Origin of the sequence: Psychrobacter sp. T6-5 (assembly GCF_052258485.2) — a bacterium.
Classification (GTDB): Bacteria; Pseudomonadota; Gammaproteobacteria; order Pseudomonadales; family Moraxellaceae; genus Psychrobacter.
On the sequence record NZ_JBQQEY020000001.1, the window covers coordinates 1,674,686 to 1,696,177 of the forward strand.

Here is a 21,492-nt window from a genome sequence, read left to right on the forward strand (position 1 = left end):
GACGACATTAGCTGCGCGTTTAGTATAAAAACCTATTCATCAGATGCTTTTTTGGCACTGCCTCGCGGTGTTAGGAGCTGCTGTGAAGTCACATCATCGGCGTGACGACAATTCATTTGCGGACGTATCACATCCCGTAGATAGGCGGCGATTTCATAAACAGCTCGCCGTGAATGACTTAGGTTTTGCGCAGGTTTCATCCAGTCGCGTCTAACTGGCAATGGTGCGCTAAGCGGTGTGCTGTTAATACCATTCAAAGCAAACTGTCTACGCGCACGTGCCATATGATAGCTATCAGTAATAAGGTAAACGTGATGGAGCGGAATACGCTTGGCTGTAAAACGGGCGTTTTCACATGTATTCATACTGGCATTTTCGCTTATCAGCCCATCGATACCATGCTCAATGAGCCACTGACCGAGCCAAGGGGCTTCAGCGCCACTTAGTACAATAGGCAAAGGAAGATCGTGATAGGCGCCTGCAGCAGTGCGCGCACGATTCAGGCTATAGCGATTGAGAATGATTTGATTGTTATTATCATTAGTTAGACCACCGCCTAATACCACGTAAGCAGTCGGCGGAGAGCTCATAGCAGCAGAAGGCATTTTTGGTAAAGGAAGAAGCGCAAATATATAGACAACGGCTTGTGAAAATAGCGGTGTGAACAAACTGATTAGGACTAAAATAACAGACGTCGAGCCTAATATAAAGGTAATATTGATGATACGAAATAGCTTCACCATTCGTTCGGCTGAACGCAAATAGTTTCGCCATAAGCGTTTAGACCATGATTGTTTAGACCACATGCTCAGCATATCCAATTGAGCCATCAGCATTCACCCAAACTGGCTCACGTGATAGCTGAATTGTAAATTTCTCATAGACGATGTTAGCGATATAGCACTGTGCTGTTGCCACATCTTCTTGAGTTGCTTGATAAGGAGTATGATTGGTCAGTACCAGCGCCTGATGTTTGTGAGTTACGATGGGTGCGATGCCGCTCCCTTTTAATCCTGCTTGCTCAATGAGCCAACCTGCGGCAACTTTTACCATCGCGTCAGGCATCGGATAACCAACGATAGCTGGATAGATTGCTTGTAGCGCCGTAAACTGCTCCTGAGCGATAATAGAGTTTTGAAAAAAACTGCCACAGTTAGGTAGCTGTTTTGGGTCTGGCAGCTTTTGTTGTCTAATATCTATAATAGCTTGCATAACGTCATGAGGCGTCGCTTGCTCGCGCCCTTGTTGCTCAGCATAGCGCTGCGCCACAGTCTGTACATCACCATAGTTGGCTAGAATATTGGTAGGATCAGTATGCAATCTGAAACCGACGCGACTAATAAGCCATGTGTTTGGCGTGCGTTTAAAGATACTGTCACGATAGCCAAATTGGCAGTCGGCCGCTGATAAATGATGCCAAGTTTGTGTCGGTAAATGATAAGCGCGTACATATTGTAAGCAGTCCTCTAACTGCACACCATAAGCACCAATATTTTGTACTGGCGCTGCACCAGTTAGGCCAGGTATGAGCGCAAGATTTTCTAACCCATACCAGCCTTGATTGACTGTATGTACGACTAGATCATGCCAGTTTTCGCCCGCCATTACTTCGATATCGACATAGTCATCAGTTTGAGCAGTCAGGTGAATACCGCGCATTTGGGGTTGCAATACCACCGCATTTAACGCTGCTGGCAATAAAACATTGCTACCGCCAGATAAGACAAATAATGACAGCTGATGCTCTACGTCCTCTGCATAGGTTGCCATAAAGTCATCAAGCTGAGCCTCATTAGTCAACGTCACTACAGAATCAGCGACACAGGCCAGTGCCATCGTATTGCTATGTGACAAATCGACTGAGTTACTGACCAACAGAGTCGCTGATGAATCATTTATAGTCAGGGTCTGAGCGTCGAGATCAAGGCGTGCAGCTTGGGTCATAACATAGCCTATGGGGCAAAAGGATAATAAATAATAAGGTAGCTATAGTTGATTCAATGTAAAAGAGATACAAGGCAACTGAGGGCAGATGTAACTGTGATACTTCAAGCGCGGTTAACGCTGCAGCTCTTTTATAGAGGATTAACTATATTATAGAGGATACCGGATGCAAGAGTAGCAGAAATATAGAATTTATGGCTAGCAAGCTTTCCAGCTTTCGATCCAAGCTTGTGCACTTGATTCGATGCGCTCGATCACCTCTTCAAAATCATCGCTATCACCTTTATAAGGATCCGGTACATCGTTACCGCCATAGGTAGGGTCTTCTTCACTAAATAGGGCCAGCGTTGCCAGGTCATCTTCTGTATCTGTAATACTGTCTTTAATAGCTTGCAGGTCGGCTAAATTCTGTGAATCCATGGCCAAGATTAAATCAAAATCGCGAAAGTCATTAGTCGTTACTTGGCGTGCGACTAATTTATTAATTTTGTAGCCATGTGATTTGGCATGGCGCTGCGAGCGTGGGTCAGGTTTGTCGCCGACATGTGAGTCACTGGTACCTGCTGAGTCTATCTTTATTGAGAGTCCAGCAATCGCCGCTTGCTGACGAAAAACTTCCTCAGCAGTTGGTGAACGGCAGATATTTCCTAAACAAACCAATAATACAGACGAGGGAGTACAGGCTTTCATCAGCATAATATGACCTTCTATAACAAAAAAAACATGCTATAAGAGACCAGCATTATTAGTGCGGCTTTTATTAGCATGCAATCGATTGAACCAACGACTAGCGTAACGCTTAATCGCTTGAATGGCAAGGACAGAGACTGGACAATAGCGTCACTTAATACTGGATTTATGACAATGCTATATATAACTGGGTGATGCGAGGGTAATGCTATATCAATCTTGATTGCTTTTGAAGCGCTGTAAGTCCCGGCGCTCTTTTTTATTCGGCTTGTTATCAGGGCGTGCAAGGTTGGCAAGTTTGCGCTGTTCGGCATAATAAGCACGCCGCGTCTCGCTCTCTTTGGTCTCTGAATATAATACCTCAGCGGCGGTCGCATTGCCCCTCTGTGCAGATAGCGCCTCAACAACGACAGTCTTTTCGGTCATGGCGGTCGCTGAGCCTTGACGTATGGTTAGCTCGTCGCCGACTGAGATTTCTTTACTGGTCTTGACGCGGCTACCAGCATAATGGACACGCCCGCTTTCAATTGCTTGCTTGGCAAGCGTACGTGTGCGGTAGAACCTGGCTGCCCACAACCATTTATCAAGACGAATTTTGGCCAGACTTTGAGGGTTATTATTTGTATTTTTACTCATAAGCATCCTTTTGCATTCGTTTTTATATTAAATCATGGTTTTATATAAATAATATTAGGGCAACTTTACTATTTGCAAATGGATTTTTGTGATTGTGGGTCAGTTGCACAATTGTTGTTCACAAGGTATACCGTCGTGGTTACCATCCATTTTGGTATTAGGACAGTAGTTTGTGAAGTAAGTTGCCTCCGCACAGGATGTCATTTGTGAGCAATGTGTTCTGCCGTCACATGAAAATTTTGATGTTGCTGATTGTGTAGATAAAACTGGAGTTACAGTTGACTCTGATGTTGAGATAGGCCCCAAGTCAACGTATGTTGGCGGTATGTCATCAATATTATCAACGTCATTAGAAGTAAGAGTAGGTTGGGTTACGGTATCTGCCGCTGTATTGGCTGCAGGTTGATGTACCATGTTTTTAGGTTGAAGGACTCTATAACCTATAAGCACGAAAAGCAGACATGTCAATATCACTAATGCTTTGTTTATCACTGTGCGATACCTGCCAGCTCATAATTATTATTAATATGAAAATGGCAGTTTTTAATCGACTTAAAAACCGCCATTGGATTTGAATTTTTATAGCTATTTTTACTATCTTAAAAACAACTGATAGCCAATATTGTCATTGACCGTCGTACAGTCGTAACCGATATCTAGAAGCGCGTCTTGTAGCTGACGAGAGTTACCTTCAGAGGCTTGCAGACCAACCAATACGCGACCTTCAGCGGCACCATGGTTACGGTAATGGAATAAAGTGATATTAAAGTCATCGCCCAATTTTTCTAAGAAAGTCAGTAGGGCGCCCGGACGCTCCGGGAATATCACTTGTAGTAACTGCTCGTTTTCGACCTTGGCGTGACCACCAATCAAATGACGGATATGCGACTTGGCGATATCATCATCGGTCAGATCGTGAGCGGTATAGCCATCGTCTGCCAGTTGGCTGCTGATGGTTTGACGCTCTTTTTCACCTTCTTTTAACGCAATACCGACAAAGATTGAGGCAGGCTCCATAGAATCTGGCGATTTTTTGCTGTCAGCACGGTAGTTAAACTCAGTGATATTACGGCCGTGTAGGCTGCGACAGAAATTCAAGAAAGCACCTGTTTGTTCAGGGATAGTGACCCCAAAGATGGCCTCTTTTTTCTCACCAATTTCAGTACGCTCAGCGATATAGCGTAGGCGGTCAAAATTCATGTTGGCACCGCAAATGATACCGACGCAGTTTTTACCTTGAATATTGTTCGCTTCGATATATTTTTTCATGCCAGCCACTGACAATGCGCCAGCAGGTTCAACGATGCTGCGGTTTTCTTCAAAAACATCTTTGACAGCGGCGCAAACCTCATCATTGGTACAAGTGATCACTTCAGGCTCGACGATAGGGCCGGAGTTATCGCTTTTTTGCGTACGCACAACGTCAAAAGGCAATTCACCAATTTGAGCGACTGCTACGCCATCGACAAACAATCCCACTTGCTCAAGTTTGACACGTTCGCCCGTTTCAAGTGCGGCTTTTAAGCAGGCTGATTGTTCCGCTTCTACCGCGATGACTTTGACGTGCGGCGCAACTTCTCCCAAAAATGCGGCAACGCCTGATATCAGACCGCCACCACCAACGGCGACAAAGACGTAATCCATGTTGCGCCACTGCTGAGTCAGCTCAAGACCGATCGTACCTTGTCCTGCAATGACCAGTTCATCATCATAAGGCGGTATAAAGGTGAGTCCTTCGCGTTCAGCCCGATCAATCGCATAGCGGTTTGCTTGGTCAAAGCTGTCACCATGCAGATCGACATTACCACCGAGTGCTCTGACGGCATCTACTTTGATATCAGGGGTAGTGGTTGGCATGACGATGATATTGTTTAGCGATAGTTTACGTGCAGAGTAAGCGACACCTTGTGCGTGGTTGCCCGCTGAAGCACAAATGACACCGCGCGCTTTTTGCTCATCGCTCAATTGACTGATGCGATTATAGGCACCGCGCAATTTAAAGGATTTGACCGGTTGTAAGTCTTCACGCTTGAATCGAATGTCATTGGCAAAACGTTGGGTCAGCTTGGGCGCCGTTTCAAGTGGTGTTTGAATAGCAACGTCATAGACGGTGGCTTGTAATATGGCTCGTACCCAGTGTGACAGCATAGTAATCCCTAAACAGAATGAATATAAAAAACGAAATAGATTAGCCTATGCTGATTTTGAGTATCTTGCAAGACTCAATTGCAGTTTTCTTGGGATTTCATGCTCGAATGTGAATGAATTGAAGATGTGTGGCGAAGATCGATAACAGACCAGTACTAGAGACGTATCATACGACAAGCAAATTAAGGTCATGATTGCGCTAACATCCATGAATATCATCAGTTATAATAGCCGCGCATTTTATCTCTTTTAGCCTTTTACTTTTTTTAAGACCATACGTTTATTTTCCAAGGATTTATGATGAGTGATCAGCAAGCACAAAAGCAAGCCGCCGCCCGCGCCGCCTTAAATTATATTGAAGACGATATGATACTTGGGGTAGGGACAGGTAGTACGGTCAACTGTTTGATTGAGTTGTTGCCGCAATTGAAGCTTGCTGGCGCGGTTGCCAGCTCACAAGTGACTGAAGACAAACTTCGCGCGCTTGGTATCGAAATAGTTGATTTGAACTTTGCTGGTACGTTAGATGTTTATATCGATGGTGCTGATGAAGTCAATGAGCACTTGCAACTTATCAAAGGCGGCGGCGGTGCATTGACTCGCGAAAAGATTGTCGCAGCAGCGTCTAACAAGTTCGTTTGCATGGTCGATGAGAGTAAAAGCGTTGAGATATTAGGTCGCGCGTTTCCAGTGCCAATTGAAGTACTGCCACAAGCGCGCTCTTATGTGGCTCGCCAATTGGCCAAATTGGGCGGTGAACCCGTATATCGTGAAGACTTTGTCACTGATTATGGTAATGTCATTCTAGATACTTATGACTTGGATGTGAGTAATCCGATTGCGCTCGAAAAAGAGCTAAATAATATCGTGGGTGTGGTATGTAATGGTATCTTTGCGGCGAACCAAGCGGATGTGCTATTAAAAGCAGGTGCAAATGGCGTAACGACGCTCACGCGTTAATTTATATCCATACGCTTGCTAAAAGTTGAATAATAAAAAAGGCAGACTAATATATAGTCTGCCTTTTTTGTGTCTTGCTTTACAAGTAACTTACTTTGCTTAGCTATGAGGGTATGTAAGTGATTAAGATAACTTGATTTTGTCTTTGAGTAAAAACTCCATCAATGCTTTTTGCGCATGTAGACGGTTTTCAGCTTCGTCCCATACCACAGAGCGTGGATCGTTCAGCATATCATGAGAGATTTCCTCGCCACGGTGTGCTGGCAAGCAGTGCATAAACACCACTTCAGGGTCGGCTTTGTCTAATAGAGACGGCGTCACTTGATAAGGGGCAAAACGACGTGCGCGCGTATTTTGCTCTGACTCTTGACCCATACTGGCCCATACATCGGTGACAATCAAGTTAGAGTCTTTGGCCGCGTCTTGTACGTTTTCTACCAAACTCACGCAATGTGAAAAGCGTTCCATAAGTTTTGGATCAGGCTCGAACCCATAAGGTGCTGCCACGCGTAATTCAAAACCAAACTGATTGGCAGCTTGCATAAATGACGAGCACATGTTGTTGCCATCACCGACCCATGTGACGATCTTATTTTCGATACTACCGCGATGCTCATAATAAGTTTGCATATCAGCAAGCAATTGGCAGGGATGATAATCATCAGTCAACGCATTGATAATAGGTACGCTTGAATATTCAGCAAAGGTTTCAACTTTTTCGTGCCCAAAGGTACGAATCATGATGATATCTACCATGCTAGAAATCACGCGTGCTGAGTCTTCTAATGGCTCGCCGCGACCTAGCTGCGTATCGTTAGGTGATAAGAATATGGCATTACCACCAAATTGACCCATGCCTGTCTCAAATGAGATACGGGTACGCGTTGAAGATTTTTCAAATATCATACCAAGCGTTCGACCAACAAAAGGCTGGTATATCTCGCCTGCGTGTTGCATCTTACGCAATTCGCTTGCGCGTTTGATTAAGTTTTCTAGTTCTTGTTTGGTTAAATCAGATAAGGTTAAAAAATGGCGCAAACTCATAGTAATCCTAGCAGTCGATCGCAGTCAGTGAAACGTCATCAGTGTTCAATAGTATCGCGTCAGTGCGTATACTGGGTTGACAACAAACTTTTAGTATAGCGTATTTACTTTCAATGTAAACGTTCAATTTTATCGAGATTTAATGGCTTGCTAAATAGACCAAAGTCGCATTAGCAAGCCACAATACTCGTATGCTAATGACTATCCCTGTGTACGGTTTGGACGTATGCTGAGGCGACATAACAGCTCATAGCTAATCGTTCCAGCATGACCTGCAACTTCATCGACGCGCGGCGCATCGCCCCAAAGCATGACTTTGCTATCTATAGCAAGACTTTCAGGCGTTTTGCTGACATCAATGACAATCATATCCATTGCCACACGCCCAATCACAGGACAACGATAGCTATGATTGTCGTTAGCATCGATGACGGTGACATAAGCGTCGTCACTTATTACACGCGGATAGCCGTCTCCATACCCAACGCTGACCAATGCTGTTCTGGTATCTTGCTTGGCACGCCAGCGGCTACCATAGCCGATCGAATCATTGGCATTGACCGTTTGTAATGCCATAATTTGAGCACTAAACTCCATCGCGGGCTGCAAGTCTAATTCTTGTGCGCTTTTATCGACGACAGGCGAGCTACCATATAAGATAATGCCTGGACGTACCCAATCATAATGGTACTCTGGAAAGTTGACGACACCAGCAGAGTTGCATAGTGAGCCTAGGATATCTGGGCTAATCGTATCTTTCAAAGTCGCTAGTACGCTTGAGAAACGCTCAATTTGCATTGCATTTAGTGGATGATCATGATCATCAGCATTGGCAAAATGTGTGGCTAATATCAGCTGATAACCTGCTTCATGTAGACGCTTTGCTGCTGACAGCACACCCTCAGCATTGAAACCCAAACGGTTCATGCCTGTATTGTATTTGAGCCAAACCACATTAGTTGCATTACTAGCTGGCGGGACATTTTGTAGTGCCCATTCCAACTGTGGTCCGTGGTGAATCACGCAACTAATCTCATGATCAATGGCTTGCTGCCACTCATCAGCGCTAAACGCCCCTTCTACTAGACCGATGGTTTTCTCCCAACCTAACTGTCTGGCTTCTAGCGCTTCAGTCAACGTTGCGACCCCAATACCATCTGCTTGCTGCAGGGCTGGCAAGACCGCCGCCACGCCATGTCCGTAAGCATTGGATTTGACCATAGCCAACACTTTAGACCGCGGTGCTCGTTGTTTCACTTGATTAAGATTATGGGTAAGGGCTTTTGGTTTTATGGTAATAGTGCGCATAATCGCCTTCTATATGAGTAGAGTTATGAAGTGATAAAGCCAGTACGGCATCAATTAGGCGGATGCAGCACTGGCTATTGTATTAAAAAAAACATCAAAAACTATTTGTCCGTTTGTGTGCGATTAGACCTTAGTTTTTACGAGAAGTCTTTACGAGACTTACATTTAATAAGGCTGGTTATTCGTCATTCTCAAAACTGACGCCCTGATAGTATTCTGGCGTTAGATTGATAAAGCGGGTAAATTGGCCTTCAAAACCCAAACGGACGGTGCCAATAGGACCGTTACGTTGTTTACCAATGATAATTTCCGCCACGCCTTTGTGGTCTGAGTTTTCATTATAAACCTCATCACGATAGATGAACATAATCAAATCGGCATCCTGCTCAATCGCACCAGATTCACGTAGATCCGACATAATCGGACGTTTGTTTGGACGGTTTTCTAGACTACGGTTAAGCTGAGATAAGGCAATCACTGGACATTCAAGCTCACGTGCGAGCGCCTTTAGACTGCGAGAAATCTCAGAAATCTCGCCAACACGGTTACCATCTAGACTTGGCACTTTCATCAACTGAAGATAATCGACCACGATAGCACCCAAGCGCCCATCATGGTTTTTGGCGATACGGCGACAGCGAGAGCGCATCTCAGATGGCGGTAGGGCAGTACTGTCATCGATATATAAATGCTTTGATTGCAAATGTTGAATGGCATTCATCATTTTTGCCCATTCATCTTCGTTCATTTGCCCAGAGCGCAAGTGTGTCTGGTTAATTGCACCCCATGATGACAGTAAACGCATGACAATAGATTCCGCAGGCATCTCCATCGAAAACACCACAACGGGCAAATCTTCATTGAACAAAATCCCTTCTGCTAAGTTCATCGCAAAAGTGGTTTTACCCATAGAAGGACGCGCAGCGACAATAATCAGATCACCCGCTTGTAGACCTTGCGTTTTATTATTCAGCTCGACAAATGGCGTCTGCAAACCAATCATACCGTCAGGGTTGGACTTTAACTCTTGAATCTTATCGATAACATTGGTAAGGACAGAAGTAATGCCAACAGGGCCACGCTGTTCAGCGCGCTTATTATGCTGCTCATTGATACTAAATATCTTGCCTTCGACATTGTCCAAGATATCACTGACGCTTTGATCCTTTGGATTATAGGCCAGTGTCAGCATGTCATTACCCGTGGTAATCAGTTGACGCAGAGTCGATAGCTCACGCACACGCTGAGCATAAGCGGTCAGGTTAAACAAGGTTGCCGGACTTTGACTCAAGATATCGGCTAAGTAGCTGTCACCACCTGCGCCTTTGAGCAGCTTTTGCGCCTCTAACCAGTCGTGTACCATGACGGTATCATAAGGCTCATTAACGGCTGCCAGATGGGCAACGGCATCAAAAATATATTGATGTCGCCCCGCATAAAAGTCATCTTTGGTGACAATATCGGCAATCTTGTCGTACGCCTCTTCAATACTCATCAAAGACGCGAGCAATGCCTTTTCAATATCGATATTGTGCGGCGGTGTCTGATTCAGTAAGTCGTCGGTTTTATCGTTTTCTGCCATGAGTACCTAATGAGTCAAAATGGGTATAAGAAAAGTGTCGGTGATAGTGCAAAACAGACATGGCACACCTCTACGATAGATGTACCAAAACGTGGTTTTAGATTTGCCTGCAAATGCTACAATCAGAAGCGAAAGTTTAACACATAATGTGATTTTTTAGGCTGGGTAAGCAACTAAATCTACCGTGGTTGTTATGCATAAAATAAGAGATCGCATCCAGTGTCTAAACGTAAAAACTGAAAATATTGACGATAAATATAATAAAATCAAAAATTTAGATAAGATAAGGCTATTGTTATGACAGAACAAAAACGACCATTATTAATCACGACAGGTGAGCCTGCGGGTATTGGCATGGACGTCGTACTGAGTTTGGCAGCAGAGGGCAAGCTGCAAGATTTTGATCGTCCTATTTGGGTGACCGCTGACGCAAAGGCGATGCAAGTGCGGGCAAATGAGTTGGTCGCCGCTGGCGTGCTTGAGAGCAGGCCTGTTTGGCAAACTATTGATAACTATGCGAATGATGTTGATATGGATGTGCTCAAACAAATATCACAGCAGGATATAGATACTCATAGTGCTTTTATACTGCTTGACGTTCCTTGTGCAGCACCAGTTACTGGTGGGCAAATTAATATTGCCAACTCAGCAATGGTGGCTACGCAGTTAGACATTGCACATCAGCTAGCAGTAAACGGAACAGTCGCTGCTATCGTCACAGGCCCCCTACAAAAATCAGCGCTCATAGATGCAGATATTAAGCTATTAGATGGCACTATGTTTAGTGGTCATACTGAGTTTTTTATGCAGCAAAGTGGCTGTGACAAAGTGGTTATGATGCTTGCCAATCAAGCGATGAAAGTGGCGCTAGTCACTACGCATCTGGCACTAAAAGACATACCTGCTGCCATCACTGCGGATAATGTGCGTCAAACGATACGAATCGTCATCGATGATATGAGAGAAAAATTCGGTCTCGCGCAGCCTCGTATCTTGGTGTGCGGTCTCAATCCACATGCAGGCGAGGGCGGGCATTTGGGTATGGAGGAGATTGAAATCATCAACCCAGTCTTACGAGAATTCATCGATGCAGGTGTCAATATTTCAGAGGCGATGCCCGCGGATACTTTATTTACCACCAGACATTTAGCAAACTGTGATGCGGTCATTGCCATGTATCATGACCAAGGATTGCCAGTATTAAAATCACACGGTTTTGGCGATACGGTCAATCTAACATTGGGTTTGCCTTATATTCGCACCTCTGTCGATCATGGTACGGCGCTTGATTTGGCAGGGCGCGGCGGTGCAAGTGCGACCAGTCTATATCAAGCACTAAATATGGCTAATGAGATGGCAGATAAGTCGCTTACTAGCTGATATACCTCTGTTATGATTCATCGCCGTATAGGTATTGTTCACGTCGTACTTGATTATTTTAGTGTGAGTAATACCTATTTATGAAGAATTAAACGTAATGTAAGTGGTTTCATGATAGTTGTCTGTTGATAGGCTTGAAGGGTGAAATAGCTGGTTACCTTGGGGGTATATCCTAATTAAAACTTCTTATCAATTTTACTAAGTAATTTGATTATTACATTTTGATATTGCCATTATTGCCCATGATAAATAAAAAAAGCTACGATAGATTGAGCATCGTATCTTCTTAGTTGGATCCATTTGATTTTTGAGTATCGAAAGCTCAGCCTAACCTACGTGCTAATTTATATTTAAAAAATATAGTATTTAGCCTTATTTATTGCAAACTAACTTAATCAGGGTCTATGACCCAATTTTTTTTGAAATTCAAGCCAAGGTTCAAGCTGTCCTTCAACGATACCTTCATAAGTTTCCCAATCATTTTTTAGAAAGTCGTAGAGTATAGGATGCATGCTATCATTCAGACCTACTGATAAATCACCCGTTGTTAAGTCTAAGTAACTGTCTTCTAACACCTCTATGTTATAGACCTCATTTTCCCTATATACTATTAAGCCTTGGTAAGTACTACAGCTTGCTAAATAATAAGTTTCAACTTTATTCTCACTATAGTTTTTACCTTCATAAACACTATATATGTATATGAAGTCAATATCATTCTTACTCAATGCTCTAATCATAATTTAAAATTCTACCCATCTGTTGAATTGAGCTATGCTTTCAATTTTTTAGTCACTAAGTTCATATCTAGAACTAGCAGTTCGATGCCTGTATAGCGCACCGAACATATACTGATCACTTATTGAATGAATATATCACTTTGAAAATGGGTTTAGATACTGAATAGGGATCAATTCTAAAAAGGTAGCAGCCTGAGACGCTTTCCTACCGTGTCCTTGATCCGTTGGACGCAGACATTGATCTAAAGAGTAAAGAGAGCGAAACCAATTGAGAAAGACCGCTGCCACCTCCTTTATATTATGGCGGCGGTCATTGTCTTAAACACAGGCACGCAATCCTAGGATTAGGACACTAAGCTTGTCTAGTCACGGATACCGATTGATTGACCAATTCCATGGATCCAAACGAGGTTAAGAACGCGACGCTGGATGCATCGGACCCAACACCAATGCGAGCCATCGTGTCTGCACCTGCCATGCCAGTCGGATCAATGAGGTGCCAGCTCCCTCCGAGATAGACCTCGGCCACGGCATGAAAGTCTTGTGGCGTCACATCGGGCGCATAAACACTAGCGAACCTAGCTGGTATCGACGACGCGCGCGCTAGTGTCACGAGAACATGCGCGAAGTCGCGGCATACGCCCTGACGTTGAACAAAACTATCGAGCGCGGTGGTTTGGGCGTGGCTTGATCCGGGCACATAGCTAAACGCCGACTCGATCCAATCGCGCATCGCAGCAATCCGTGCGCCGCCAGCGAGATCACCAAACTCGGCTTCCACGAAGGCTTGAAACTGGTCTGACGGGCAATAATGAGACGGCATCAAATGCCTGATTGTCTCTCCGGGCAAAAGATGCAGGGGCGTTTGGGACAATGTCGATATGTCCAAGGCAGGACGGTCAACGGCGATTTCTGCGAGGTAAGTGCAGCTAAAATCCCCTTCGGCGTGAATCCAAATCCGTTCTCCTATGCCATCATCAGCGGCGACCCGTGAAAAATGCGCAACGTCTGATGTCCAAATCTCGGTCGATCGCACCCGCTGATCCGCAAGATCGGCGGCTTCGATCTGAAGCAAAAGATCCATCGGCTCTGAGAGTCGATAATGGAGGGTGACGTTAAGTTTCAGGATCATATTTGAGCTCCCTAAGGGCATGGGTCTGGTGGGCTGACGATCGCGCGGGGCTGAACCGCTTCGACTATATCAGAGACTGGTTTACTGGAGTCAGGTAACAATGCCTGACAGGATTAAATTATCATAATACCGCTTTTCAAACTCAAAAGGTGAGACATAATCATTTACATTATGCAGTCGGGCTTTATCGGATCTGAGAAACGCTCAAAATCAATTCATAATGGATTTAGCTTTACGCTAAAACCATTATGATGACTCACATCTTTGAGTTTGTTTCTGTCTGCTTGGCTTGATTTAACGCTGCCATTGTTGTCATAGCAGCGTTTATATTCAATGGATTCAGAGGTAAAAAGCCACCGGGTCGGTTACCCAAAAGCATGGCTCGTCTGTCGATAATAATTGTTCAAAAACACAGCCCAATTATGAGCTGTGGTATAATTTACCATTATAAAGCTGAAACATTGCTACTATTACATTATCATCGCCCATTTATCTTTTATACATTAAGACTCTTTTATGTCCAAAACTTCATTTGATGCCCAAACCATTTCTAATAGTTTACGTACTGCCAAGCACCAGCCGCGTAAGCGCTTTGGTCAAAACTTCTTGCATGATACCAGCGTTATTCGCGAAATCGTTGAAAGTATTCGTCTAGAGCGCGATGACAATTTGATTGAGATTGGGCCTGGTATGGGCGCATTGACCGAGCCGCTATTAGCAGAAGTGGATGCGATGACAGTCATAGAGCTGGATCGCGATTTGGCTGATAGCTTACGTATTCGCATTGGTGCCAATAGCCATCCAAACTTTGAGATTATCAAAGACAACGCCATGCATGTTGACTATCGTGATCTATATAGCGAAGCGCGCGGTAAACTGCGCGTGGTGGGTAACTTACCATATAATATTTCAACGCCTATATTATTTCATCTGCTTAGCTATGCGGATGTGATCCAAGACATGCACTTTATGCTACAAAAAGAAGTGGTTGAGCGTATCACGGCTGATGTTGGTAGCAAAACTTATGGTCGTCTGTCTGTCATTATGCAGTATTACTGTGATACAGATTATTTGCTGACTGTGCCTCGCGGGGCTTTTAATCCTCCGCCAAAAGTCACCAGTGCTGTTTTTCGACTGACACCGCATATTGACAAACCGATAGTAGCAGAGGATGAAGAGTATTTTGCGATTGTTGTACGTGAGACTTTTAACCATCGTCGCAAGACGCTACGCGCTATCTTCAAAAAATCAACCTTGCTGCCGACGCTGAGTGAGGATGATTTCGTCGCTTGTAGTATTGATCCGCAGGCACGTCCCGAAACCTTAAGCGTTACAGATTTTGTCAATCTGAGTAATCAGGCTCGTCATATAGACGTTTAATTTAAATAATTACTAATTATTATATAAAAATCATAGAGGTATTATGAGTTTTCGCCATCAGTATGTCATTGGTGACCTACAAGGTTGCCACGCGGCTTATCTACAGTTACTAGAGACATTGGATTTTGATCCTAATCAAGACAAGTTATGGTTTGCTGGTGATTTGGTAGCGCGTGGTGAGGATTCATTAAATACCTTGCGCGATGTCAAAGCATTGTGTGAGCAGGGTGCTGCAGCAACGGTATTAGGAAATCATGACATTAACTTAATTGCGGTCTGGCGCGGGGCTGCAAAACTCAAAAGCAAAGACAAAACAGCGCCAATTTTTACAGCGGATGACTGTGATGAGTTGTTGGAGTGGTTGCGTCACCAGCCGATATTGGCGTATCCAGATGAGCATACGGTGCTGGTACATGCAGGGATTCCACCACATTGGAGTATTGAGGCAGCAGCAGCATATGCCAAAGAGCTAGAATCACAGCTGCAAGGTAGCTTAGAGCAGCTTGATGCATTACTGCCAAATCTCTATAGCAAAAAAGCCGATAAATGGCACGCAGGTATTGAAGGCTTTACTAAGATGCGAGCGATTGCCAATTACTTTACTCGTATGCGACTGTGTAAACAGGATGGCTTGCTTGAGTTTGACTTTACAGCAGGGCTAGATGAGCCTATGCCAACCGATTTTTTACCATGGTTTGAGTGGCAAGTACCGCGCACGCGCAAGATACTGTTTGGTCATTGGGCGGCATTAAAAGGTGAGATTGATTTGCCACATGCACGCGCGCTTGATGGTGGCTGCGTGTGGGGTAATTACTTACTGGCCTATAGACTGGGTGATGGACAGGTTTTTACTTCAGGCGCAGGGTGCTGAAGCTCGTAACGAGGGCTGTAAATAGCTTAATACAACAGGCTGGATAAGTGGTGTGTTTTAAGCGGTTCTAAAAATGCAGTCTGTTTTAAGTAGGCTATTGATCAATTAACAGCCCTGTTTTGATGGTTCTACTGAGATATGCTCAAATGATTAAAATTGAGTTATGCTCAAATGATTAATAAGTCATCTAACTGAGTCATTAAGGAATAACGTCGTACCTGAATAATAGGACAGCTGCGGTTGACGCGACCAGTAGCCCAAGAAATATAAATAATAAGATATTATCTTGAGTTAACTTTTCTTCAAGTTCAGAGTAACCTAAGTCATCAAAGGTGATGTAGTTTGTGTCATGACTGATGTTAGAGTAGTCGAACTTTCTCACGCACTCGATAAAGTATTCAACAAACCAGTATGGCCAGTGTTCTGGTTTGAATGGTGAGATCTCTCCTAACTGAGCATGATCAGACAATCTATGCCAGTTACTGGCGCTTAAGTTAAGACTGTGCATACGCCAATCTTCAAAGCGGCACTGACTGACCTGCTCAACAGCAACGACATCTACTTTTTTATGGTTCCTATCTTTAAATATTCTTTGCATAAGAGAAAATACAACATCTTTTGCGCCTTCTAAGCATTGAAGGAAGCTTTTTTCATCATTGCATAGAAAACCTGCAATTTTATTATTTTTATTGTAGACATGCGAGTGTCTTTGGATATGCTCAAATACAGATCTATCGGTGGTATTAACTCTACTAACATAGATGAGTCTTACAAGGGAGGTTGATGCAACATCCTTCATAGATTCTTCCAGTTTGCTATGACTGGCTATATTCATTCTTGTCCTCGTTTAGTGGTCTATCCCAATATCTTAATATCTTATTGAGCCCGCTCCTCATTATTTTAGATGATTTTTGAATCCTAAGTTTGTTGAGCTGTGCGAGAGTTTTGCTTCTACGTCCATATTTTCAAGATTAAGATGTAAAAGCTTTAGCTAAGTCGTGTGAGTGCTTCAGGTCTGATGCCAAATAATTTTAATCTCAATAATTCACCAAGCGTAAAGCCGCCCAAGCGAGCCTTTTAATCAGGCAGCTTTGGCGGTTTTTTAGGTTTTGGCAAAGGTGTTTTGGCATCGCCAGTGGCCTTGTCATCAGCATCCGTATGATCTGACTCGTGACCAACAGTATCATCATTATCGATGGTATTGAGCGTCTTGGTGACTTTGTCATATTGGATATCGTCGGTATAAGGCGTGCTATTTAGTTCTTCATCTGCAAGACCATCATCAAGATTGACAACCTTCTTAGGCGAGTTGTGAGGTTGGGTGTGATCGCCCTGTGGTTGACTGTCATAGTATATGTCTGTACTCGCTTCCGCGTTTTGCGCTACTGCTTGCTTAGACTCGGGTAATATTCTGACATCAGACAATCGGCGTACCACATAATTGCTTGGTATGGCTTTTCCATTTTTTTGTGCTGAAGTGTCATCAAATATCATATGACCTTGACTATCGATGCGTGCATATTTCATTGGCTTGTCGCGTGGCCAGAAAAAGTCAGAAGGGTGGCTAATGATGTGTCCAAACACTAGCTTTGTGAGACGACTCCATTCAAAGAAACGCACTTCTTTTGAACGTAAAGCAACAAATAACGCCAGCGAAAAACTGACTATCAAGTTGACCATACCAATAAGTGCCACACCCAATATAGAAATCACAATGAGGCTCCAGCTAATGTCATCAGCAGATATATTGAACAAACCGTGTGCCAAGTTCGCTGAAGCAAAAGCAATGTGGCGAATATCAATTGGTAAGCCGAATATGTAGCCGATGGTTGCTGTACTACCTAAGAAAACCCCGAATAAAAAGTTACCCATGATAGCGCCCAAGTTCGCTTCTATGAAGCCGCCTAAACGCTTAAGCCATGATGCAGGCAGTATATATTGTAGTAGTTTATGGCGTTGAATACGCGCACCTACTTTGTTATAGACCGCTAAATTGTCATAATAACCCGCGATCAAACCCGCTAAGAACAAATACACGCCAGCGATAGCAGCATGAGGGAGCGCTAATGAGTGAAACGGATCCAAATCATGGAGTAGATGACCTGCTTTTTCTGTACCAATCATCGGTGCGCCTGTGTACTGTAACCAAGCAAAAGAGATGATGAGTGCAACGGGTATCGCTAACATAACATTACCCATGATAGCGATAAACTGAGTACGTAAAATATCGACGACTAACTCTGATAGCTTGTTTAACTGATGAGACTTCTTGCCAGAGCCTTCAGATATAGTAGAAGCAATAGCAGCAGCGGTCATCGCTGGCTGCTTGGTAGCGACCGTTCCGCGAATAACATGGATGAACACAAAGCCCAAGCCATAAATCATACTGTTGATAAATGCACGCCCCATCGGTGCGAGCGCCAATTGGTACGCCAGTATTTTTATGGTGGCCATAAAGGCAATGACAAAACCGCCAATGGAGGCTTTTTTGAGCATTTTTTGATAGCCAGACTTATCGGTGCTGATATAGTGCTCACCCACGCGACTGGCGTTTTCAGTGACTTTACGTGACAACAATTTTGTGTTGTTATCAATCAGGTGGCCAATACTATAGCGACGATTGGCAGTCGTAATCAGTGTTTGTATCAGCTCAATGACGGCGCGATCTCTTTTTTGATGGTCATCTGTGACCAGCTCTGTCAAGATACGCACTCGCTGTAAACTCTGATCTAAGCGCAGCATCATATTGGTCAAGCGAATAGAAATACCTGTTTTGTAGATACGTTTGCGGATAGTAGCAACGATATCTTCACACTGCTCAATCATGACCAGCAATGGTGCGGGATCAACGGCTTGTTCAGGGGTAATGTCGGTTAAGGTATCAAGCTCATGCGCTTGTCTGTATTGATTGACAAAGAGCACCGCTTCTTGGTTTTGAGCAACAAAAGAAGCAGAGTAGTTGAGCATCTGCGGATAAGCGTCCATCAAATCAGGATGCAAGCCAAGACCGCTGATGCGATAAGATAAAATAATAATCGCGTTCAAGATGCTGTTTTTTGCCGTGGCAACCAAGTCTAGGTGTTTTTCTTCCACCCTTAGAAGCTGCACGAGTTCGTCCCATTTTTTTGTCTCAATATTGGCAAGCCAGCGCTCATCAGTGCGCTTATCAAACAAGTAACCAACCAGCTCAACCACTGAGTCATCTTGAGGGAGTATCGGCAAAAACCGATGCCCGACCAATCGTCTTAAGCTATTAAAGAATCCTTGATCCGACATAATACCTGTATCGGTATATAGCGCGATTTGACGATATTGGATAATTAATTTTAGGACGAAGCTAGAGAGCCCATCGCCGTATTCTGGGTGTTGATGCAGGATATCAATAAGGGATTGGATGTTTTCGTTAGCTAAAGCGGGTTCCTTGTCACTGACGCGTAACTCATCGATCAAGCGTTTGAGCATCGCCGGATCGGGCACATCACTTAGGGCTGTAATTTGTTGTAAAATGCGTTTTAATTCTGACACGTCGCACCCTTTATTGTGGTTGTTTCAATCGTTTTTATTATTTGCTACTGTGCATTGCATAGTAAGTCGTAATGATTTTTTAAAAACTTGGTAAATTTATCATTTCATTTGAGCGACACTTTGTCTTGCATCATTTTAATCGTAACCACGCATGGATAGTGAATTATTTTGTTAGCAGTTATTTTGACAAAAAAAAGGACAGCAACCAGACTGTCCTTTTTATTAACATTTTATAAGATTATTACAATGAGCATTTAGCTAGCAGGCACATCAAAATAGTCAAGATCAAAGTTCATCATCGGGTCACTACCAGCTTTGACCATCTGTGCATGAGCATCGATACGTGGCAAGATACGGCCAACGAAGTAATCTGCAAGCTTGGCTTTATTGGTATAAAAATCGCCTTCTTTACCGTTGGCTGCTTCTACCATCAACGCAAACATGTAGGAATAGGCGAGGTAGCCAAAGGCATGCATATAATCAACTGCACAGCCATTCACTTCGTTCTTGCGTTCGCCAATATTGTTCAGCACCGTTGTGGTGAGCTCTTCAATCGTATCCGCCGCATCTAAAGTGGCTTGTTTGATACCATGATCCGCTTGCATGTTATTGACGAAATCACGAATCTCACCCAAGAAATGTGTGACATATTTGCCGTTATTTTTTGCCACTTTACGGCCTAATAGATCAAGTGCCTGAATACCGTTGGTACCTTCATAAATCTGAGCAATACGTGTATCACGAACGATTTGCTCCATACCCCATTCGCGGATATAGCCATGACCACCGAAGACTTGCTGGCAATCAACAGTCGCTTCTAGCGCTTTGTCAGTCAAGAATGCTTTAGCCACTGGCGTCAGTAGGGCAACACGAGCAGCGGCGGCTTTTGCTGATTCAGGATCGGTACTAAATTTTTCTTCGTCCAAATTTTTGGCGACATACATTGCAAAGCAACGTGAGGCTTCGGTATTGGCTTTGGCGTTCAATAGCATGCGACGGACATCTGCATGGTGGATGATGGCATCCGCAGGTTTTTCTGGACTTTGCAATTGCGTATCGCTGCGGCCTTGACCACGGTCGTTGGCGTATAGAGCCGCGTTCTGATAAGCAAGCTCAGAACCACCAAGGCCTTGTAAGCCCATGGTGACACGCTCATAGTTCATCATGATGAACATTGATGATAGGCCGGTGTTTTCTTCGCCAACCATCCAACCTTTGGCATTGTCAAAGTTCATGACACAAGTAGCAGACGCTTTGATACCCATTTTGTGCTCGATAGAGCCAACGGCTAATGTATTGCGCTCGCCCAAGCTACCATCCGCATTGACCAAGAATTTTGGTACAACAAACAGTGAGATGCCTTTTGAGCCTTCTGGGGCATTGGGTGTTTTTGCCAATACTAAATGAATAATATTGTCTGTGAGATCGTGCTCACCGCCAGTGATAAAGATTTTGGTACCAGAGATATCATAGCTGCCATCATCGTTGGGCACGGCTTTGGTTTTGATGATACCTAAGTCGGTACCCGCATGTGGCTCTGTCAAGCACATGGTGCCAGACCATTCACCGCTGTACATTTTTTCTAAATAAGTTTGCTTTTGTTCTTCAGAGGCAGCGGCATTCAAACATAGCGTCGCACCGACGGTTAGGTTAGGGTATAGGGCAAACGATTGGTTGGCCGTAAAAACCATCTCTTCGGTGAGCATGGTAACCATTTTTGGGAAGCCTTGACCGCCGTATTCAGCGTTACCGCTTAAGCCAACCCAGCCTGATTCAGCATACTGTTTGTACGCGTCTTTAAAACCTGTTGGTGTGGTGACAACACCGTCACCCTGAAAGGTTGCGCCTTCTTCGTCGCCGCTGCGGTTAATAGGTAGTAAGATGTTTTTTGAAAGTTTTGCCATTTCTTCCAAAATCATATCAACCGTTTCCATGTCGACATGAGCTAAGTTTTCGTTATTTTGCCAAAATTGTGGCGCTTTAAATACATCATTTAACATAAAACGCATGTCATTAAGAGGGGCGTTATAAACAGCCATAAACATTCCTTTGGTTTAAATAGATAAAATTGGAGTTGTTAAGATTATCAACTGTTCTCTTGATGTAACCTTAGCGATTCATATTCAAAGTTTAACAAATAAGCTTGTGCGCG

17 protein-coding genes and 1 pseudogene are annotated in these 21,492 nt (G+C 43.9%); 4 read left to right on the top strand and 14 right to left on the bottom strand.

The genetic code is table 11. From position 1 onward, the window contains the following. Positions 1–32: 32 nt before the first annotated feature. From ACTXGK_RS21925 to ilvA, 6 genes and pseudogenes are all read right to left on the bottom strand, one after another. Positions 33–806: a YdcF family protein gene (locus ACTXGK_RS21925; protein WP_443517234.1), complete on the bottom strand. Its 774-nt coding sequence runs from the start codon at positions 804–806 to the stop codon at positions 33–35. Beyond that, positions 796–1,836 (bottom strand): UDP-N-acetylmuramate dehydrogenase, encoded by a 1,041-nt coding sequence (gene murB, locus ACTXGK_RS21930; protein ID WP_443517232.1) that lies wholly within the window; start codon positions 1,834–1,836, stop codon positions 796–798. The genes ACTXGK_RS21925 and murB overlap by 11 nt, the downstream gene beginning before the upstream one ends. Positions 1,837–2,142: 306 nt before the next feature. Next, positions 2,143–2,640: a low molecular weight protein-tyrosine-phosphatase gene (locus ACTXGK_RS21935; RefSeq protein WP_443516921.1), complete on the bottom strand. Its 498-nt coding sequence runs from the start codon at positions 2,638–2,640 to the stop codon at positions 2,143–2,145. Positions 2,641–2,847: 207 nt separating this feature from the next. Beyond that, positions 2,848–3,270: an Hsp15 family ribosome-associated heat shock protein gene (hslR, locus tag ACTXGK_RS21940; RefSeq protein ID WP_443516919.1), complete on the bottom strand. Its 423-nt coding sequence runs from the start codon at positions 3,268–3,270 to the stop codon at positions 2,848–2,850. A gap of 99 nt (positions 3,271–3,369) precedes the next feature. Continuing rightward, positions 3,370–3,507 (bottom strand): annotated as a pseudogene (locus tag ACTXGK_RS21945) (excalibur calcium-binding domain-containing protein); the annotation flags it as partial. A 357-nt stretch (positions 3,508–3,864) separates the two neighbouring features. After that, positions 3,865–5,418, bottom strand: a complete 1,554-nt coding sequence (ilvA, locus tag ACTXGK_RS21950; protein WP_443516918.1) for a threonine ammonia-lyase, biosynthetic — start codon at positions 5,416–5,418, stop codon at positions 3,865–3,867. Between the two features lie 300 nt (positions 5,419–5,718). Here ilvA and rpiA point away from each other — a divergent pair, with 300 nt between their 5' ends. After that, on the top strand, positions 5,719–6,378 hold the full coding sequence (gene rpiA / locus ACTXGK_RS21955; protein ID WP_443516917.1) for a ribose-5-phosphate isomerase RpiA: 660 nt from the start codon (positions 5,719–5,721) through the stop codon (positions 6,376–6,378). Between the two features lie 123 nt (positions 6,379–6,501). Here rpiA and argF read toward each other — a convergent pair whose 3' ends face one another. The 3 genes from argF to dnaB form a co-directional block, all read right to left on the bottom strand. Then, on the bottom strand, positions 6,502–7,422 hold the full coding sequence (argF, locus tag ACTXGK_RS21960) for an ornithine carbamoyltransferase (protein ID WP_165597694.1): 921 nt from the start codon (positions 7,420–7,422) through the stop codon (positions 6,502–6,504). A gap of 201 nt (positions 7,423–7,623) precedes the next feature. Beyond that, positions 7,624–8,730: an alanine racemase gene (gene alr / locus ACTXGK_RS21965; protein ID WP_443516915.1), complete on the bottom strand. Its 1,107-nt coding sequence runs from the start codon at positions 8,728–8,730 to the stop codon at positions 7,624–7,626. A 178-nt stretch (positions 8,731–8,908) separates the two neighbouring features. Beyond that, on the bottom strand, positions 8,909–10,312 hold the full coding sequence (dnaB, locus tag ACTXGK_RS21970; protein ID WP_371532056.1) for a replicative DNA helicase: 1,404 nt from the start codon (positions 10,310–10,312) through the stop codon (positions 8,909–8,911). A 297-nt stretch (positions 10,313–10,609) separates the two neighbouring features. Here dnaB and pdxA point away from each other — a divergent pair, with 297 nt between their 5' ends. Next, on the top strand, positions 10,610–11,692 hold the full coding sequence (pdxA, locus tag ACTXGK_RS21975) for a 4-hydroxythreonine-4-phosphate dehydrogenase PdxA (protein ID WP_443516913.1): 1,083 nt from the start codon (positions 10,610–10,612) through the stop codon (positions 11,690–11,692). Positions 11,693–12,087: 395 nt separating this feature from the next. On the opposite strand, the gene ACTXGK_RS21980 is transcribed toward pdxA, so the two are convergent. Continuing rightward, on the bottom strand, positions 12,088–12,420 hold the full coding sequence (locus tag ACTXGK_RS21980; RefSeq protein ID WP_522909961.1) for a hypothetical protein: 333 nt from the start codon (positions 12,418–12,420) through the stop codon (positions 12,088–12,090). A 364-nt stretch (positions 12,421–12,784) separates the two neighbouring features. Then, positions 12,785–13,564 carry a transglutaminase-like domain-containing protein gene (locus ACTXGK_RS21985; RefSeq protein WP_201598705.1) on the bottom strand — a complete coding sequence of 260 codons (780 nt, stop codon included), beginning with the start codon at positions 13,562–13,564 and terminating at the stop codon, positions 12,785–12,787. 516 nt (positions 13,565–14,080) lie between these two features. Here ACTXGK_RS21985 and rsmA point away from each other — a divergent pair. Both rsmA and ACTXGK_RS21995 read left to right on the top strand, forming a co-directional pair. After that, on the top strand, positions 14,081–14,944 hold the full coding sequence (gene rsmA / locus ACTXGK_RS21990) for a 16S rRNA (adenine(1518)-N(6)/adenine(1519)-N(6))-dimethyltransferase RsmA (RefSeq protein ID WP_443516908.1): 864 nt from the start codon (positions 14,081–14,083) through the stop codon (positions 14,942–14,944). Positions 14,945–14,987: 43 nt separating this feature from the next. Beyond that, positions 14,988–15,815, top strand: coding sequence for a symmetrical bis(5'-nucleosyl)-tetraphosphatase (locus ACTXGK_RS21995; RefSeq protein WP_443516907.1), 828 nt, complete (start codon positions 14,988–14,990; stop codon positions 15,813–15,815). 199 nt (positions 15,816–16,014) lie between these two features. Here the strand turns inward: ACTXGK_RS21995 and ACTXGK_RS22000 are convergent, their stop codons facing one another. The 3 genes from ACTXGK_RS22000 to ACTXGK_RS22010 all read right to left on the bottom strand — a co-directional run bounded on the left by ACTXGK_RS22000 (position 16,015) and on the right by ACTXGK_RS22010 (position 21,379). Continuing rightward, positions 16,015–16,650 carry a BLUF domain-containing protein gene (locus tag ACTXGK_RS22000; RefSeq protein WP_371532062.1) on the bottom strand — a complete coding sequence of 212 codons (636 nt, stop codon included), beginning with the start codon at positions 16,648–16,650 and terminating at the stop codon, positions 16,015–16,017. A 242-nt stretch (positions 16,651–16,892) separates the two neighbouring features. After that, positions 16,893–19,340 carry a site-specific recombinase gene (locus ACTXGK_RS22005; RefSeq protein WP_443516905.1) on the bottom strand — a complete coding sequence of 816 codons (2,448 nt, stop codon included), beginning with the start codon at positions 19,338–19,340 and terminating at the stop codon, positions 16,893–16,895. Positions 19,341–19,594: 254 nt separating this feature from the next. After that, on the bottom strand, positions 19,595–21,379 hold the full coding sequence (locus ACTXGK_RS22010) for an acyl-CoA dehydrogenase C-terminal domain-containing protein (protein ID WP_443516903.1): 1,785 nt from the start codon (positions 21,377–21,379) through the stop codon (positions 19,595–19,597). Between the last annotated feature and the right edge of the window lie 113 nt (positions 21,380–21,492).

What these genes read in the sequence shown, in the direction of transcription:
- ilvA (WP_443516918.1), bottom strand. Translation starts at nt 5,418, where the DNA reads ATGCTGTCACACTGGGTACGAGCCATATTACAAGCCACCGTCTATGAC.
- ACTXGK_RS21935 (WP_443516921.1), bottom strand. Translation starts at nt 2,640, where the DNA reads ATGCTGATGAAAGCCTGTACTCCCTCGTCTGTATTATTGGTTTGTTTA.
- alr (WP_443516915.1), bottom strand. Translation starts at nt 8,730, where the DNA reads ATGCGCACTATTACCATAAAACCAAAAGCCCTTACCCATAATCTTAAT.
- dnaB (WP_371532056.1), bottom strand. Translation starts at nt 10,312, where the DNA reads ATGGCAGAAAACGATAAAACCGACGACTTACTGAATCAGACACCGCCG.
- ACTXGK_RS21985 (WP_201598705.1), bottom strand. Translation starts at nt 13,564, where the DNA reads ATGATCCTGAAACTTAACGTCACCCTCCATTATCGACTCTCAGAGCCG.
- hslR (WP_443516919.1), bottom strand. Translation starts at nt 3,270, where the DNA reads ATGAGTAAAAATACAAATAATAACCCTCAAAGTCTGGCCAAAATTCGT.
- murB (WP_443517232.1), bottom strand. Translation starts at nt 1,836, where the DNA reads ATGGCACTGGCCTGTGTCGCTGATTCTGTAGTGACGTTGACTAATGAG.
- argF (WP_165597694.1), bottom strand. Translation starts at nt 7,422, where the DNA reads ATGAGTTTGCGCCATTTTTTAACCTTATCTGATTTAACCAAACAAGAA.
- ACTXGK_RS21925 (WP_443517234.1), bottom strand. Translation starts at nt 806, where the DNA reads ATGTGGTCTAAACAATCATGGTCTAAACGCTTATGGCGAAACTATTTG.
- ACTXGK_RS21995 (WP_443516907.1), top strand. Translation starts at nt 14,988, where the DNA reads ATGAGTTTTCGCCATCAGTATGTCATTGGTGACCTACAAGGTTGCCAC.
- rpiA (WP_443516917.1), top strand. Translation starts at nt 5,719, where the DNA reads ATGAGTGATCAGCAAGCACAAAAGCAAGCCGCCGCCCGCGCCGCCTTA.
- ACTXGK_RS22000 (WP_371532062.1), bottom strand. Translation starts at nt 16,650, where the DNA reads ATGAATATAGCCAGTCATAGCAAACTGGAAGAATCTATGAAGGATGTT.
- rsmA (WP_443516908.1), top strand. Translation starts at nt 14,081, where the DNA reads ATGTCCAAAACTTCATTTGATGCCCAAACCATTTCTAATAGTTTACGT.
- ACTXGK_RS22010 (WP_443516903.1), bottom strand. Translation starts at nt 21,379, where the DNA reads ATGGCTGTTTATAACGCCCCTCTTAATGACATGCGTTTTATGTTAAAT.
- pdxA (WP_443516913.1), top strand. Translation starts at nt 10,610, where the DNA reads ATGACAGAACAAAAACGACCATTATTAATCACGACAGGTGAGCCTGCG.